Genomic DNA, 16870 nt, shown 5'->3' with positions numbered 1-16870 from the left:
TTATAAATCACCTCAGGTCTATTAGATATATTTTCAATTTCGTCTTTATTCATTAAATGAAACCCCAACAAAACCAGCCTTAAATCAAAACAGCGACTAAACTAAAAATTTTAGATACTATACAGTGTAATCCGCTCGCCGTTGTTTATACCTAATGCTATGAGTAATGTCCGCAGATCGAAGCAGACTGTCAGATTTAATTGTGTGCTACAGGTGAAAACGATCAGGTCAAGTTTGAGCTAATACATCTGAGGCCATCCTCATCGTCCTTCACCATACGTGACCCCGTTCACATATGCATAATTTCTTCCTTTACGAACCAACCTGACGTAATTACGGTCCGTTCAACTAAATCGGGCGCTTTAGTGTACGCGACGACAGCGAGGCTCGCCTGTGCCCTGCTGCAGATAACATAAAAAAGGCGGCGCGATCTTTTAGGCGAAGAGTCCCCCCCTGCACTTTCGTTTTCCTGATCCGTTTTAGAGAGCGGTGTGACGCCCAGTAGCTTATCGTAACTGAACATGAATCCACGGGCCTCTTCATCATCCAGAATAGCCATGACTCGGGGAAACTGCAGTCCTTTCACTCCCTGATGAGTGTCGTAGGAAGATGTGGATGAAATATAGCTAATGTAATTTTCCAGTTCACGGGTGGATGCACTCAGAGATCGGCTCCAGGCGTCATGCTCTTTATTGACGTCCACTTCCTCCGTGGATTCATCATCCTTAGGCGATACCTGCTCCAGGTGAAGCAGGAAAGCCTCAGGCAGGATCAGTAATTCCTCTTCATGAATCAGTTTGCACACTTCTAGAATGGGAAAAGCCAAGTTCTCACCAAGAAGCGCTTTTATCTTATCTATCTGGCATTGGGCTTCCCTGAAGAGCATTAGTGGATCGTCCGCACATTCGAGGCGCGAACTCGAAAAAACAGGCGAGTACTTGCGCATGATGGTAGCAATTTTAAAATCATCATCACTGCGTATTGCATCAATAAGCGGCCATAGTTGTGAGGATAGGAATGTTATCTCTTGGCTATCCCCATTGATTGCTGCATCACCCAATCTTTCAACCTCTAGAAGGGGCAAAAAGAAGTTTTCGAATTCACCGCGTCTGGCAGCCATATGGTGCTCAAGCGTCAGTACCATGACTGATTTTTTGTTATTCCATGCAATATCAGCCGCCTGCTCAGCCATATGTTCAGCAACCTGACGCTCAATATCGGCTCTTTCCTTGTGGGTGTTCATGTCGACCACAAACAAGCGTGCGATTCCTGGCTGGGCGTCAGGGCCCGGTTCCTGAATATGTGTGTCATTATATTGCCTGATATTATTGATCAAGTTGACAATTCTTACCGGCGAACGGTGGTTAATCTTTAACTCCGGTGATTCCCATCCTGGGGGCAAAGAAGAAGCCAAATCAGATTTTCCCCCACTGAATATCTGCTGCATCATATCGCCGAACAACCCAATGCAGAATTTGGTGGGATTCTCCTGCTGCGTCATGATAAGCGACTCAATAAGATATTTATTCGTGTCCTGGCTTTCATCAATCAAAAGTACTGGGAATCTGCTAAATAAAATCTCTCTGAGCAGCGCTTCATTCTGGAGGAGATATGCGGTGACATTTATCACTTCACTATGATTTAACGCGCCTTTTTCATGCCTGTTACTTGTAGGGGAATAGCTGAATTTTTGAATTTTATCGAGGTGTTGCAGCCGTTTCGTTTTGCTGGCTAAACTCCGCCTGTTCCTTTGCGCCGTAATACCATCAGGTTTTCTGCTTTTTTCAATGTCGCGGTTGAGTTGGTCAATACTCTTCTCGAGTTCATTTTTAAGCCATAGCTTTATGTCTGATGTAAATGGGTTGATCAAGTCCCAGCAAAAACTGTGTATGGTTGAAACCATGAAATTGGCATCAAAAAATAACCGTCGTTGTACTTCCTCGCAGGCTGCATTTGTAAACGTAATTATGCCTATTCTTTTTCCGGATCTAGACAGTTCCGAAGAATACCTTTGTTTCATTTTCTCTAGCACGCTGACCAGCGTACGGGTTTTTCCAGATCCCGCACCTGCAAAAAGCAGAAAACTTCTAGGATTGTCCAGATCAAGATAACTGAAAAGCTGTTCTACTGCAGATTCGTTCGCGGATGGTGTCTCCATGATTATTCCCCCTCCGAAACAGAGGTGACTTTCGGCACTTCCGGCGTAAGGTCTCTACTCGCCACTTCCAGCTCTTTTTTAAGCCAGTCAAGTCCCTCCTGGATATATTTAGGCGCGGCGAGTTGAGCGGGGTCAGCACAGTACAGTAAATCGAGTGCCATCTCGGCTTTGTCATCTTTGAGCGCTAAATAGAGTTTTTCACAGCACTGTTCAAGCGTATCGAGTTTAAGAGCATCCTGCATTTTCTTCATCATTCCGGTAGGTTTTTCTATTTTTTTGAATAACTCGGGATTCGTCAATGCAATAGCGTCTTCAAATGTGTACGGAAAAGCTTCGGCTTCCTCCTCTTTTCCGAATTTAATGGGAATACCGTATTGAAATGCAATCCTGACCTTACCGCGAATTTTCTCATGCTCCGGCATTCTAAGGACCGTATCCAGCCCCCCCTCAACGTCGAGCCAAATTTTGATGGTATGGCTGCCAGTAATGTATCCCTTGCCAAATTCAGGCCTGATGGCTTTGGGTTTAGTACCTGAGCTACCTTTTTGGTCATCTGCCGATAATTTAAGGGGAGGTTTTTGAGCATCCGTATCAGTAATGACAAGGGTAGGAATCCCGAGTATGTCAATCAATGCCCTCAGCCTGTGAGCATGGGCTCCTCCTACCTCCAGAATCGAGATGTAGCTGTTGTCCAGGCTTGTATTAGCGTTGGGATTATTACGAATAAAATGCGGCATCAGGATACGTTCTGCCGCCCCCTCGACTAGAATTATCCCGTTCGCAAAAAAGAGATCGCAGTGTGTGGTTTTAAGATAGCGAGCCACGAACTGAGCCGTTTGTAAGACATCATCCGAGCGGATTTTACCGCTGCCAAAAGTACAGGACAGATCAATAACGTCCGCAGTCGGCACGTCATGCGGACCTGTAGCGGGTTTACGTTTGAAATACCTTAGCTTTTCGAATCCCACTTCATGTGCAAGGTAGCTTGAATGTGTGCTGACCACCAGTTGGCTCGAGAACCTCTTGGATGTCCGCAAATCATCATGATTGCGTAGCACCGAATAAGCTTTTTTGATAAACACCTGCTGAACCTGGGCATGCAGGTGAGCTTCCGGCTCTTCAATCAGAATGAGGTGAAGAGGCTCAACAAAGACATCTTCCTCTGGCTTTCTTAGGCCGGCTTTACCGACGCGCATCCATTGATCCCTGAAGCTCATCATTGTAAAGACCATGGATATCAGATTTTTGTAACCAAGCCCGTTATATTTCTCTGACAGACTCATTAGCGGCCCCCCTGCGGCGTGGCTGGTTTTCTGGATCTCAAAGAGAATGGCCGCTTCGTGGTCCAGATTATCGATCGGATTAACCCTGCTCGATAATCTGATATGGGGATCGCTAAACCCCGGATACCCCAGTGTCTCTATCTCTTTCAAGGGCTTGTTAAACACCTTGTTGAGTCTTCCATCAAAGGAGTGTTGAGCATAGGCGATGGCTTCGAGAGCATCCAAATCTTCGTCACAAGGAAGGTCGGTAGGGTTTAAATGCCGCTTGTAGTACTGGTTAATCTGGCTCGCCAGATTAGAGGTACCATGCAGAGAGCCGGTTGCCACATAGGGATCTGAAAATCCACGGGTAGCATCAATGATATCGACTTTGAACAGTCCATTGAAAGGATAAAAATCCAGTGGAATTTGCCCCTCGACAAGAACCTGGGGCAGGAATTTACTTCCTTGGTCCGTGATAAGTTTTGCGGGATCGAGGATGTAAGATTTTATCTCAAAAGCTTTAGATACCTCTCTTTCAAGGTATTCACGCAATGATCCCGGCCAGACTGAAAATTTGAAATCACTGGGCTCAGATGCTGAACCACTTAAAGCTTTTTCGGCGTTTTTTTCTGCCGTGATTTTAAGCTGCTCAGCAGCCTTAAAGTGGGCAATAAAGTCTGCTTTTAGAGCATCAAGATCTTTGGGTTGATAAATCATCCGGATGCCTAACAGTCCGCCATCCCACTTTAATGTCGGTATTAGGTGCCGTACCCGATGGACTTCATTTTTCTCGACTTTTAACCAGACATCCAGGGTTGGGCATAAGGGCTGCCAGTCACTGATTTTTTCGCCAACCTCTTCGGCGTTCGCCCATGCTTGACCAAATTGATTAAGCTGATGCCAATTTGATAGGGTGAAATCGGCTGCGCCTAATTTTCGTGAAGACGGAGATTTACCCGATGCGATGCTCGCAGCCGTTCTTCCTCGTTGATCCAGAAAGAAAATAAGCGCATCCATTGCTGACGTCTTGCCGCTGTTATTTGCCCCAACGAGCAGTGTTTCTTCCTCAGTAAGACGAATTCTGCAAGTTTTAAGCTTTCTGTAGTTCTGGATATCAATATATTCAATTTTCATCTGGCTTCCTTTCCTAAGTAATGCCGAGATGCATCCTAAATGTCATGATCGGCCTATTTGATAAGGTGATGATTTTAGGGCTGCGCAGAGAACAACAGCAGCGATTACTTTAATGTTGTATTTATTTTAAATGTTGCTGTCTAGCGGATTATCCGTTCTTCCTAGCATAGTTTTATCCAGATCAGTATTCTTGGCGTCAAGACAATGTTTACCCCCCGGCCCTTCAGCTCTCTGGCAAGCAGGTAAGCCCTGCCAAACTGACGCATTTCGGGCCATACGGCTTGGGTTAATAGCGAACATAAATCTACAACTGGTTTACCGCCAGCGCATCAATTGCCCCTACCGCGATTGATCTTTGCATAGTCAAACGGCGTAATCCCATTCTCCCGGTTAGCATCCAGAAAATCAGCCCACCATTGCAGCATCAGTTTACGTTCATCGATAAATTCCGCCTTATGAATATATGCCGCGCGCACTGAATTACGTTCCATATGGCTCATCTGACGTTCGACCGCATCCTTGGACCATAGACCTGACTCAATCAATGAACTACAGGCCATTGTACGAAAGCCATGACCACAGACTTCGACTTTAGTGTCATACCCCATTACCCGCAGCGCACTGTTAACCGTGTTCTCACTCATGGGTTTACGTGGATCATGATCACCAATAAAAATCAGCTCGTGTTGCCCGCAAAACTGTTTTATCTGTCTCAGGATCGCCAGCGCCTGCTTTGAAAGCGGCACTAGATGCGCCGTGCGCATTTTTGAGCCTCGGTGAGAATGTTTCACACCAGGGATAGGCTCTCGTTCTGGCGGGATCGTCCACATTGATGCTTCAAAATCGATCTCCGCCCAGCGAGCAAAACGCAGCTCACTGGAACGAATAAAGATAAGCAGAGTGAGCTCCGTTGCCCAACGGGTGAGAGGTCTGCCAGTATAGCCATCGATTTTCTGTAGTAACTCTGGAATGCGCTTTAATTGCAGTGCTGGACGATGTTGCCTATTACCAGAAGCAACCGCCCCTGCCATCTCCTGCGCGGGGTTATAATCAATTAGTCCGCTTTGCACTGCGTAACGCATGATAGCTGTGGCACGCTGTTGGAGACGGGCTGCAACCTCAAGACGTCCAGACATCTCTACGGTCTTAATTGGTGCTAATAAATCGCGAGTTTTTAACTCGGTAATATTACGTTCACCAATCGCTGCGAAGAGATTATCTTCCAGGCTTTTTAGCACTCGATGGGCGTGATCTTCAGACCACTTTTTATTGGTGCCATGCCACTCAATCGCCACCTCTCTAAAGGTACGTGCTTTACTCTGCTCGACCTTATCATTTTTCTTTTTGTCTCCCGGATCGACGCCATTTGCTAGCAGTTTACGAGCTTCATCACGGCGAGTTCTGGCATCCGCCAGTGTGATTTCAGGATAAACCCCAAGTGCCAGCATCTTTTGCTTGCCGTCAAAACGGTACTGCAAACGCCAGTACTTAGAACCATTAGGGTGGACAAGAAGATGCATACCACTGCCATCAGTCAGCTTGTATTGCTTATCCGTTGACTTGGCTGTTCTGACTTTGATATCTGTTAGAGCCATGCTTATCCCCTCCCTGTTGGTACAAGCATTATCGAACCGGAAATACCATCATCTATACCAACATCTGTTGGTAGATGTACGTTGAAGTCGGTTGACCTTGAGAGAGTTAATATAGCGGGAATGATGGGTAAATACTGGATTTCAGGCACAAAAAAAGACGTCCGTTGACGTCTATTGATGTTCCGATGGTGCCGAAGGCCGGACTCGAACCGGCACGTATTTCTACGGTTGATTTTGAATCAACTGCGTCTACCGATTTCGCCACTTCGGCACTGAAGGGGATGCGGAAACGTTGTGGATTATACCTGTCGCGCGCCGCCATGCAAGCGACGACGCGCTAAACCCTCGCTAAGTGCCCAAAAAACCAGCGCCCTTTTTCACTCCAGCTCGGACACCGCCAGCCGAATCACCCTCGCGGCCTTCTGCTCCGGCAGCGCCAGCACCTTCGCCCACATCTCCTGCACCATATCGCAGGAGAGCTTCTCTTTGCCCGCCGCCTTCTCCGGCATCTGCAGTAGCTGGATGTCCTCGCCGTACTTATCGGCAAGTTGCTTCATAATCGGTCGCACATCCTCGACGGCCGCCTCGCGTTCGGCCGGGGTCACGGTGTGGCGGTTTTTGCCGTAGGCCGCGCGCATCATGTCAGCATCGGCCTGCATGCGCCGAGCCATCAGGTCTTTATCCAGCATACGCATCGGGTTGATGCCGCCCTTCACCATCGGGTAGAGGAAGCGGAAGCAGGCGTCGTCGCTCACCTTCTGGATGGCGGCGGTCTGCTCCATATTGATGGTCATGTAGTTCACCACGTTGGCGTCCGGGGCGTTTTGCAGGCGCGACATCTGCAGATGCAGGATCTGCGGCTGGATGGTGTCGATAATCTGCTGCTCCGGCTCGCCCGCTTTTTGCAGGGCAGCCATCTGGTCGAGGATGCGCTGGTGCAGCGCGGGCTCCTGCTCCTTAATAACCTGCCAGGCGGGCATCGCGTTGAGGGCGTTATCCATCTGCCGTTCCGGAGCACGCTGCTTATCGAAAAATACCCAGAACGCCACGGCGGCGGCCGCGACGACGACAATCACAATACGGGCCCACGTTTTATTCATCTCGCATCCTTATCCTTGAGTTGTGCCGGTTTACACCGGCACGCCGCTGTGGAAGCGAAACTCGTGGTCCGGTGTCGAGATAAGTGTGGCTTCAATTTCGCCAAAAAGCTGTATGCGCGGTGAGATATCGTCGTCGCTCACCTGCTGTGCCAGCATCAGGTAGTCCTGATAGTGGCGCGCTTCCGAGCGCAGCAGCGAGAGATAAAACTTCTGCAGGTCGTCGTCGAGGAACGGAGCCAGCGCGGCGAAGCGTTCGCAGGAGCGGGCTTCGATGTACGCGCCGCAGATGAGCTTGTCGATCAGCGTCAGCGGTTCGTGGGTACGCACTTCCTTCAGCATCCCTTTGGCGTAGCGGCTGGCGGTAATTTTGACGTAGGGAATATCGCGCGCCAGCATCGCCTCGCGCACCTGCCAGAAGTGGTGCAGCTCCTCTTTAATCAGCAGCACCATGCTGTCGATAAGCCGCTGGCCCCACGGGTCGTCGGTTTTGGGCATCACGCTTTTGCCAATCTGCCTGTGCAGGGCGATGAAGTCCGGCTCCGGGCCGTCGCGGAAGGTGAACTGTTCGTAGGGTTTGAGCCAGTCGAGCAGCGCGTCTGCACCGCTTTCGTCGGCGACGTATTTACGCACCAGCAGCAGCGCGGTCTGGGCGGCCTTGAGCTCACACACCATGTGGTCGGTGAGCAGCAGCGGCAGGTTCGCCGGGTCGCGGGCTTTATCAATCCATGCTTGAGGAGTCGGGCACTGGAGGAAGTTGAGTACGGGGGCGAGTATCTGCGGGTAATCCATGGTTCTGCCTTGAAAAAGCGGTGGCGTGCGCCACCGCCTGAATCACTTAGTGACGCACGCCGTCGTCGTCTTCGTCGACGTAATCTTCGTCGTCGCCGTCTTCACCGTTAGGATCTTCAAAGTAGGTTCCCCAGCCGTCGTATTCCACGTCAAACTTCTCGGCCAGGTTCATCAGCTGTTCTACCTGCGCGTCGATCAGCTCCGCCTTCAGCGCGCCTTCGCTCAGGATGTCGCAGCAGATGACGGTGTCGCCCTCTTCCACTTCCAGCTCTTCCGGCTCGGTCACTTCGTAACCAAGCTTGAAGGCTTCTACGGCCATTTTTTCCAGCGCGTCGAAATCATCCGCAGAGAAATGGTGCTCGATGGTGTACAGCGCGTCCGGATCGCTACCGTCTTCCAGCAGCTCTTCAATAATCAGACGCGTCTCTTCGCGTTGCTCTTCCAGGTGTTCCGGGTTTGCCATGGCTCAATCCTCTTTAAAGTGCGGCAGATACTTCTATTTTCACACACGGACGGGTTTGCCTCCACCTTTGAAAGAAAGAATTGTGAAACGGGGTTGCAAATGAATAATTACACATATAAAGTGAATTTTAATTCAATAAGTGGCGTTCGCCATGCGAGGATAAAATGTCCGATTTATACAAGAAACACTTTCTGAAACTGCTCGACTTTACCCCTGCACAGTTCACTTCTCTGCTGACCCTTGCCGCACAGCTCAAAGCCGATAAAAAAAAGGGCAAGGAAGTACAAAAGCTTACCGGTAAAAATATCGCGCTCATCTTCGAAAAAGACTCGACCCGTACACGTTGCTCTTTCGAAGTTGCCGCATTTGACCAGGGCGCGCGCGTCACCTATTTAGGGCCAAGCGGCAGCCAGATTGGGCATAAAGAGTCAATAAAGGACACCGCGCGCGTACTCGGGCGGATGTACGACGGCATTCAGTATCGCGGTCACGGCCAGGAAGTGGTCGAAACGCTGGCGCAGTATGCGGGCGTGCCGGTGTGGAACGGGCTGACCAACGAGTTCCACCCGACGCAGCTGCTGGCTGACCTGCTGACCATGCAGGAGCACCTGCCGGGCAAGGCGTTTAACGAGATGACGCTGGTCTACGCGGGCGACGCGCGCAACAACATGGGCAACTCGATGCTGGAGGCGGCGGCGCTGACCGGGCTGGATCTGCGCCTGGTAGCCCCGAAAGCCTGCTGGCCGGAAGAGAGCCTGGTGGCGGAGTGCAGTGCGCTGGCGGAAAAACACGGCGGGAAGATCACCCTGACGGAAGACGTGGCGACGGGCGTGAAGGGCGCGGACTTTATCTATACCGACGTGTGGGTGTCGATGGGCGAAGCCAAAGAGAAGTGGGCGGAGCGGATTGCGCTGCTGCGCGGGTATCAGGTGAACGCGCAGATGATGGCGCTGACCGGCAACCCGAACGTGAAGTTCCTGCACTGTCTGCCGGCGTTCCATGACGACCAGACCACGCTCGGCAAGCAGATGGCGAAGGAGTTCGATCTGCACGGCGGGATGGAGGTGACGGACGAGGTGTTTGAGTCGGCAGCGAGCATCGTGTTTGACCAGGCGGAAAACCGGATGCATACGATTAAGGCGGTGATGGTGGCAACGCTTGGGGAGTAATTGACTCCTCTGCGGCCTGATGCCCTCACCCCGGCCCTCTCCCACAGGGAGAGGGAGAAAACCCTAAAAACGACAACAGCGTTATCGTCTGACAGAAATATACATTTTACTGACGCTTTCTCAGATAGGCATTAACCATAATAAGAATTTATGTTTTTATTAACCATTATTTACTGAGTAGATAATGGTTAATATCAGGTCATTATCAATTACAAAACACCGTATATTATCGGCGTAATATTTCCTTATTGCTGCATTTCGTTAATAAGGATTATTTATTTCATGGAATAAGCATGAAGCTGTGTCATACGCCCGTAGCCACGCACTAACCCATACTGGACACTATTGCGCTCGCGCAATCGCCGCAGCCATTCGAGCCGGAGGGCTTAAAATCGAAGGGGCAAACGCTAAGGATTTCTGGCGTTCTCTTGAAAAAGCAGGGTTCAGAAAAGTCTATGGCACTCCTATAGAGGGGGACATCGCGGTGATTGATGCCTTGCCCGGCCCGAATCAGTACGGGCATGTCTGTATTTACGATGGCGCTGGAACCTGGTATTCAGATTTTAAACAGAGAACAATGTACCCGGGGCCAACGTATCGCCAACTCCAGCCAGCCGTCACCTTATACAGGCATTATTAATATGAATAAGCTCATCTTAATTGTATTATTCAGCACAGCAGCATTGGGGGCCGAAGATTTTCAGATACCGATGCAGCGCGCCCTTGAATTCAATCGCTGGTACGTCAAACAGGTGAACAACGATCGCTATCCTATTCAACAGGGAAATGAAATCGATAAGTTCGTTACGGCCAGCACCATGAAAAAATTACGTCATGCAGCCGATCCCCGTTATGCCGACGCTGAATTTTACGAGGCTGATTTTTTTATGAAATCGCAATATATCGGCGAGGACTGGGCTGAGAATGTGGCTATTGATTCGTATGATTCAGACCCGGTCTGTGTAAACGTGAATATCACGTTTGGCAAAAAGACCCAGCACACAGTCATTGATTGCATGGTTAAAGAAGATGGGGTCTGGAAAATCCAGTCTGTCGCAGCTCGGGATAATAATTGATGTCCCCGCTAACAATAATGTAGCCGCCTTTGTTGCCGGGTGGCGCTGCGGCCTGATGCCCTTTCTCCCACAACCCGCTCTACTCAATTGATTTTTCACCCTGAAAAAGGTACGTTTTCGCCTTAATTCCAGCGTGGACATACCAGCATTATGCCGATTATTCAGTCTGTTGAACGTGCTTTGCAGATCCTCGACCTGTTCAACGAGCAGGCCACCGAGCTTAAGATCACCGACATCAGCAAACTGATGGGGCTGAGCAAGAGTACCCTCCACTCGCTGCTGAAAACCCTGCAGCTCCACGGCTATATCGATCAGAACCCGGAGAATGGCAAGTATCGCCTCGGCATGAAGCTGGTCGAGCGCGGTCATTTTGTCGTGGGCTCCATCGATATTCGTCAGAAGGCGAAAGGCTGGCTGACGGAGCTGTCCCAACGTACCGGGCAGACCACCCATCTTGGGATTCTGGACGGGCGTGAAGGAGTCTATATCGAGAAGATTGAAGGCAAGCTGGCCGCCATCGCCTATTCGCGCATTGGCCGCCGCCTGCCGGTTCACGCCACCGCCATCGGCAAGGTGTTGATTGCCTGGCTGGGCGAGACCGAGCTGAACGCCCTGCTGGAGGGCTATCAGTACACCACCTTTACTCCCGCTACCCTCGCTTCTCGCGAAGCATTAATGGCCGCCCTGGCGCAGACCCGCGAGCAGGGCTACGCCCTGGACCGCGAAGAGAACGAGCAGGGCGTGCGCTGCGTGGCGGTGCCGGTGTGGAACCACGAATCCCGCGTCATCGCCGCCCTGAGCCTGTCGACGCTGACCTCCCGCGTGGACGACGCCGAGCTGGCCCGCTTCCGCGAGCAGCTTCAGCAGGCCGGGCTCGAGCTGTCACGCGCGCTGGGCTACCCGACCTGAGCCGTTATGCCGGCTCGTAGGTAAAGTAGTCGAAGTCCGCGTGGCAGCCGTCGCCGCTGATGTCCTCGCAGTGCAGCCCGACAAACGCGCCGGTGAAGAAGCCGCGCCCGCCGATGTAGTCGTCTGATAGTTTCCACGCCTCATACGTTACCGGCACGGTGTGCCACGTCTCGCCGTCGAACGAGTAGCTGTAGCGGTAAACCAGCGTACCCACGTCCACCCGCAGCCAGACGCTCTCCGCATGTTCCGGCACCGAAATCGGCTGCTCGTGCAGCGGCCACGACGGCACGTTGTGGTCGAGCTGGATCACCTTAATCGTTCTGCCCTGCCCCTCCTCGTAGTCCACAAAGCAGTAGCTCCAGTTTTTGCTGTTGTAGTAGCAGGTCAGCCCCGCGCTCTGCTGGAAGTGAACCGGCGAGAACTGCATCCGCGTCTCGGCCCGGAAGGTGAAGTGCTGCCAGCGGCGCGCCACGGTCGACTGGGTGAAGGTCGAGTTGAGCGAGTCGTTGCCGTAGAGCCGTAAGTAGCCCGGGCGCGCGGTGAGCGAACCGAGGGTGTCGTCGAACGGAATGCGCAGGGTCTGCAATTCAGGGTCAAGCGTGCTGCCGTCGAAGTCCTCTCGCCAGCTACCCTGAGCGGCGCCAGGCTGCTCGGCCACCTGCGGGCCTTTCACGGTCAGCTGCGCGTGCTTGCCGCCTTCCACGTACGGCCAGCCGTCGCGCCATTCAATGCGGGTGATGCCGGTCTCGCGCCCCAGCGGGCAGTAGCCGCGTCCGCCGGAGGCCAGCAGCGGCACGCCGGGCAGGCGCAGCGGGCGGCTGGTGAGGTAGGCCATATACCACTCTCCGGTGTGGGTCTGCAGCAGCGAGCCGTGGCCACTCTTCTGCAGCGGGTTCTCCGGCAGGTGCCAGCTGGTCATCATCGTCACGTCCGGGTGCAGCTCGTACGGCCCGTCGATGTTTTTGGAACGCAGCACCACGACGGCGTGCTCGTAGCTGGTTCCGCCTTCGGCCACCATCAGGTAGTACCATCCCGCGTGGCGATACAGGTGCGCCCCTTCGGTGTAGCAGAGCGGCGTGCCGGTAAACAGGGTTTTACGCTCGGGCGAGAGCGTGCCGGTCTGCGGATCAAACTCCTGCATCACGATGGTGTTGTGCGGGTTGCTGTGGTGGCGCGGCCCCCACGGGCGGTAGAGGTAATATTTGCGGCCATCGTCGTCATGGAACAGGGACGGGTCAAACCCGCCGTTGCCCATCGGGATCGGCTCGCTCCATGGCCCCTCAATGGAGGGCGCGGTAACCAGGAAGTTGCGGCCGTTTTTCCACGGCGAGTCGACAATCTTCACGTCGGTGTAGAGCAGCCAGAACCTGCCGTCGGCGTAGCTCAGGCACGGCGCCCAGATGCCGCCGGAGTCCGGGTTGCCCTTCATGTCCAGCATCGACACGCGGTCCAGCGGGGTGCTGACCAGCGACCAGTTTTTCAGGTCGCGGGAGTGGTAGATGCGCACGCCCGGGAACCACTCGAAGGTGGAGGTGGCGATGTAGTAGTCCTCGCCCTGGCGGCACAGGGACGGGTCCGGGTTGAAGCCGGTCAGAATAGGGTTAGTGATTTGCATATTGCCTCCGGTTAATGGGATGCGGCTGTCGCAGCGTCGGGAACGGCATCGCCCTGCGCCGCGCGGTGCTTGATCAGCTGCTGGCTGATGGCCTCCACGCGGGCGTCGGTGAGCTTGTAGAACGACAGCATGATGAACATGCCCGCGTAGAGCACCACCGGCACCACGCAGAACAGAATTTTGATGGTGGTAAGGACCTCGACCGGCTGCACGCTGCTGCTGGCGGAATAGTTGACGTACGCCAGGATCCAGCCCACCACCGCCCCGCCAATCGCCAGGCCAATCTTCAGGCTGAACAGGTAGGTGGAGAACACCAGCCCGTCGAGGCGGCGACCGCTGCGGCTCTCCTCGTAATCCACCACGTCAGAGGCCATCAGCCACTGCAGCGGCGTGGTGGTGTTAAAGACGAACAGGAACAGGATGTTGAGGGCAAAAATCAGGGCGATATGCTCCGCCGGGGTGACGAAAATCAGCAGGCTGATGAGCGAGTAGGCGACGATGATCCACTTGAAGGCAGTGACGCGGTCGAAGCGTCCCAGCAGACGGGACGAACAGAGCGAGCCAAACATGGTGGCGAGGCTTCCGTAGAGTAAGAACTGGGTCGCCATCTCCGGGTGATCCATCACGTATTTGACGAAGTAGAGCGTCGCCCCGCCGCGCACCACGTTGGAACAGGTGGCCATCATCTTGAACGCGCACATGATGCGCCACTGGCTATTGCCGAGCAGCAGCTTGAGATCTTTGGATACCGACGAGCCCGGCTGCACGTCAAAGGTGTAGCGCTCTTTGGTGGTAAAGAAGCAGACGTAGAGCAGCACCACGCCGATCAGGCCCAGCACGCACATGGCGCCGAAATAGCCCACCTGCTCGTTCCCTTTGCCGATGATGCTCACCAGCGGCAGGGCGATGCCGCTGATGGCGAGCGAACCAGCGGCGGCAAGGAAGAAGCGCCAGGACTGCAGAGCGTGACGCTCTTTAGGGTCAGCTGTAATGACGCCCGGCATGGCACAGTACGGCACGTTAACGAAGGTGTAGACCAGGGTCAGAAGAATGTAGGTCACGCAGGCGTAGATGATTTTGCCCTGCGCGGAGAAGTCCGGCGTGTAGAAGGTCAGCACGCATACGATGCCAAACGGGATGGCGCCCCACAGCAGGAACGGGCGGAACTGGCCGTGCCGCGTGCGGGTGCGGTCGACCAGTAGCCCCATCAGCGGGTCGGTCACGGCGTCGAGCACGCGGGAGATTAAAAACAGCGTCCCCATAATGCCCGCCGACAGGCCGAAGACGTCGGTGTAGAAGTAGGCCAGCAGGAACATCGTGGCCTGCCAGACGAAGCCGCAGGCGGTGTCACCCAGCCCGTAGCCAATTTTGTCTTTCATGGTTAATTGCGTCATCAGAATTACACCCTTATGTAGTGTGCTGAATTACAACATCGTGTTAATGGAGTGTAATGAGCTGTTCAATTAACCAGCAATGGTCATATCTTATTTCTGAATTACGTTATTTTGCTTTTGTGACGCCAACGATATATCTCAACTTATTGTTTAGATTGATAAAATAAAGACAAGCAAAAGTCGTCCACGGAATATATTCCGCAGACGACAATAGCGTGAAAAATAATTAAATACCGAGCACTTTTTTACCGGCGTTAATTACCTCGATAATTTTATCGGTGTCATAAATACAGCCTTTCCAGGTGCCCCCGCTGACCGACTGTAATGCTGCCCACAGCCGGGTGTCGTCCGGCAAAAAGTCGTGGGCGTGCAGGTCCGGGTGCGTCTGCCGCATTGCCAGCTCGCGCGCGCCCTCCTCCGGCGTCAGCGGGTTGTCCGCGGTGCCGATAAAATTCACGCTGCCCGTTAATGTCAGTCGGTCGACGGCTATCTCGATAATGTCATTATCGCGCAGCTTGCCAATCGGCCCGCCCGCCAGCGCCTCCGGCGACACGTGGCCGAAGCAGGCGCCTGTCGACACGCCCGAGAAGCGCGCATCGGTGATTAACGATACCGTCTTGCCCCACGAGATATGCTTCAGCGCGGAGGTAAGCTGGTAGGTCTCTTCCATGCCGGTGCCGGACGGCCCGCCGCCGATCACTACCATGATATCGCCCTGCTTGATCTCTTCCCGCTTGATGGCCTTGATTGCCTGCGCTTCCGAGACAAACACCCGCGCCCGGCCGGTGTGGCGGTAAACGCCATCTTCACCGACGACCGACGGATCGATCGCCGTGGCCTTGATCACCGAACCTTCCGGCGCGATGTTGCCCGTCGGGAAGCAAACCGTTGAGGTCAGCCCTTTCGCTTTTGCCTTCTCCGGCGGCAGGATCACGTCATCCGGATCCACTCCGTCCTGCTCGCGCAGGCACTGGCGGAAGCGCGCCCGGCGTTCGGACGCCTGCCACCAGTCGAGGTTTTCGCCCACCGTCTGGCCGGTCACGGTCATGGCGTCCAGATGCAGCAGGCCGAGATCGCGCAGATGGAGCATCACCTCCGGCACGCCGCCCGCCAGGAAGGCGCGCACGGTCGGGTGATAGTCCGGGCCGTTGGGCAGCACGCTGACCAGGCGCGGCACCCTGCGGTTAACGCGCGTCCAGTGTTCAACATCCGGGATCGTGCAGCCCGCCGCGTGGGCGATGGCCGGAATGTGCAGCAGTAAATTGGTGGAGCCGCCGAACGCCGCGTGGATCACCATCGCGTTTTCGATGGCTTTGTCGGTAAGGATATCGCGCGTGGTGATGCCGCGGTTATCCAGCTCGCTGACCGCCCGCGCCGACTGGCGGGCGATCTCCAGCCACACCGCCTGCCCGGACGGAGCCAGCGCGGAGTGCGGCAGCGCCAGCCCCAGCGCTTCCGCGACCACCTGCGAGGTACCCGCCGTGCCGAGGAACTGACACCCACCGCCCGGCGAGGCGCAGGCGCGACAGCCCAGCTCGGCGGCCTCCTGCAGGGAGAGTTCGTGGTTGGCAAAGCGCGCGCCGATGGTCTGCACCTTGCCCGCATCTTCCCCCACGGTCGGCGGCAGCGTCGCCCCGCCCGGCACCAGAATGGTCGGCAGGTCGTGCATCGAGGCCAGGGCAATCATGGTGGCGGGCAGCCCTTTATCACAGGTGGCGACGCCGATCACCGCCCGCCGCGTGGGCAGAGAGCGGATCAGACGGCGAAACACGATCGCCGCGTCGTTGCGGTACGGCAGGGAGTCGAACATGCCGTGCGTGCCCTGAGAGCGCCCGTCGCACGGATCGCTGACGAAAGCTGCAAACGGGATCCCGCCGTTGCGGGCGATCTCCTTCGCCGCTGCCTGCATCTGCATACCGATTTCCCAGTGCCCGGTGTGGTAGCCCAGCGCAACCGGGCGTCCGTCCCCGGCGCGAATGCCGCCCTGGGTGCCGATAATCAGCACCTCTTTGCCGGTCAGCTTATTGGCGTCCCAGCCCATCCCGGCGTTCTGCGTCATGCCGAACAGGTTGCCGCTGGGGGATTCCATCAGCATCTGCGGGGTCAGCGGCAGCGCGCCCTGCGGCCCCGCGGCATGGGTGATCACCGCATAAAACGCATCGTCCTGTGGGGTGAAAATTTTCTCGATGGTCATGGTTATCGT

Annotated in this window: 14 protein-coding genes and 1 tRNA gene; 5 read left to right on the top strand and 10 right to left on the bottom strand. The window is 54.3% G+C overall.

Features of this window, described 5'->3' with window-relative positions:
* Window positions 1–289: 289 nt before the first annotated feature.
* From USH94_RS21170 to rraB, 7 genes are all read right to left on the bottom strand, one after another.
* On the bottom strand, window positions 290–2158 hold the full coding sequence (locus USH94_RS21170; protein ID WP_111965335.1) for a UvrD-helicase domain-containing protein: 1869 nt from the start codon (window positions 2156–2158) through the stop codon (window positions 290–292).
* Between the two features lie 2 nt (window positions 2159–2160).
* Complete coding sequence (locus USH94_RS21165) at window positions 2161–4557, bottom strand: AAA family ATPase (RefSeq protein ID WP_111965336.1); 2397 nt, start codon at window positions 4555–4557, stop codon at window positions 2161–2163.
* A 329-nt stretch (window positions 4558–4886) separates the two neighbouring features.
* Window positions 4887–6152, bottom strand: coding sequence for a tyrosine-type recombinase/integrase (locus USH94_RS21160; protein WP_111965337.1), 1266 nt, complete (start codon window positions 6150–6152; stop codon window positions 4887–4889).
* 186 nt (window positions 6153–6338) lie between these two features.
* Window positions 6339–6423 (bottom strand) — tRNA-Leu (locus USH94_RS21155).
* A 106-nt stretch (window positions 6424–6529) separates the two neighbouring features.
* Window positions 6530–7252: a topoisomerase II gene (locus USH94_RS21150; protein WP_111965338.1), complete on the bottom strand. Its 723-nt coding sequence runs from the start codon at window positions 7250–7252 to the stop codon at window positions 6530–6532.
* Window positions 7253–7282: 30 nt separating this feature from the next.
* On the bottom strand, window positions 7283–8041 hold the full coding sequence (miaE, locus tag USH94_RS21145) for a tRNA isopentenyl-2-thiomethyl-A-37 hydroxylase MiaE (protein ID WP_111965339.1): 759 nt from the start codon (window positions 8039–8041) through the stop codon (window positions 7283–7285).
* A 46-nt stretch (window positions 8042–8087) separates the two neighbouring features.
* Window positions 8088–8504 carry a ribonuclease E inhibitor RraB gene (rraB, locus tag USH94_RS21140; protein ID WP_111965340.1) on the bottom strand — a complete coding sequence of 139 codons (417 nt, stop codon included), beginning with the start codon at window positions 8502–8504 and terminating at the stop codon, window positions 8088–8090.
* Window positions 8505–8603: 99 nt separating this feature from the next.
* On the opposite strand from rraB, the gene argL reads away from it, so the two are divergent.
* The 5 genes from argL to xynR all read left to right on the top strand — a co-directional run bounded on the left by argL (window position 8604) and on the right by xynR (window position 11658).
* Complete coding sequence (gene argL / locus USH94_RS21135; protein ID WP_213328991.1) at window positions 8604–8699, top strand: putative translational regulatory protein ArgL; 96 nt, start codon at window positions 8604–8606, stop codon at window positions 8697–8699.
* Window positions 8669–9673 carry an ornithine carbamoyltransferase gene (gene argF / locus USH94_RS21130; protein ID WP_111965341.1) on the top strand — a complete coding sequence of 335 codons (1005 nt, stop codon included), beginning with the start codon at window positions 8669–8671 and terminating at the stop codon, window positions 9671–9673. The genes argL and argF overlap by 31 nt, the downstream gene beginning before the upstream one ends.
* Window positions 9674–9950: 277 nt before the next feature.
* On the top strand, window positions 9951–10313 hold the full coding sequence (locus USH94_RS21125) for a CHAP domain-containing protein (RefSeq protein ID WP_111965342.1): 363 nt from the start codon (window positions 9951–9953) through the stop codon (window positions 10311–10313).
* Complete coding sequence (locus USH94_RS21120) at window positions 10195–10749, top strand: DUF3828 domain-containing protein (protein WP_249577025.1); 555 nt, start codon at window positions 10195–10197, stop codon at window positions 10747–10749. Before USH94_RS21125 ends, USH94_RS21120 begins: the two co-directional genes overlap by 119 nt.
* Before the next feature lie 150 nt (window positions 10750–10899).
* Window positions 10900–11658, top strand: a complete 759-nt coding sequence (xynR, locus tag USH94_RS21115; protein WP_111965344.1) for a DNA-binding transcriptional repressor XynR — start codon at window positions 10900–10902, stop codon at window positions 11656–11658.
* 4 nt (window positions 11659–11662) lie between these two features.
* Here xynR and USH94_RS21110 read toward each other — a convergent pair whose 3' ends face one another.
* The 3 genes from USH94_RS21110 to yagF form a co-directional block, all read right to left on the bottom strand.
* A complete protein-coding gene (locus tag USH94_RS21110) occupies window positions 11663–13273 on the bottom strand; it encodes a glycoside hydrolase family 43 protein (protein WP_111965345.1) in 1611 nt (536 codons plus the stop codon).
* A gap of 11 nt (window positions 13274–13284) precedes the next feature.
* Window positions 13285–14667 (bottom strand): MFS transporter, encoded by a 1383-nt coding sequence (locus USH94_RS21105; protein WP_111965346.1) that lies wholly within the window; start codon window positions 14665–14667, stop codon window positions 13285–13287.
* Between the two features lie 226 nt (window positions 14668–14893).
* Entirely contained in the window at window positions 14894–16861 is a 1968-nt protein-coding gene (yagF, locus tag USH94_RS21100) for a xylonate dehydratase YagF (RefSeq protein WP_111965347.1), read from the bottom strand.
* Between the last annotated feature and the right edge of the window lie 9 nt (window positions 16862–16870).

It is taken from the genome of Enterobacter sp. 148H3 (genome assembly GCF_034107425.1).
In the GTDB taxonomy this organism is placed as follows: domain Bacteria; phylum Pseudomonadota; class Gammaproteobacteria; order Enterobacterales; family Enterobacteriaceae; genus Enterobacter; species Enterobacter vonholyi.
Note: the sequence above shows the minus strand (reverse complement) of the source record. Positions and strands in the feature narration are given on the sequence as shown.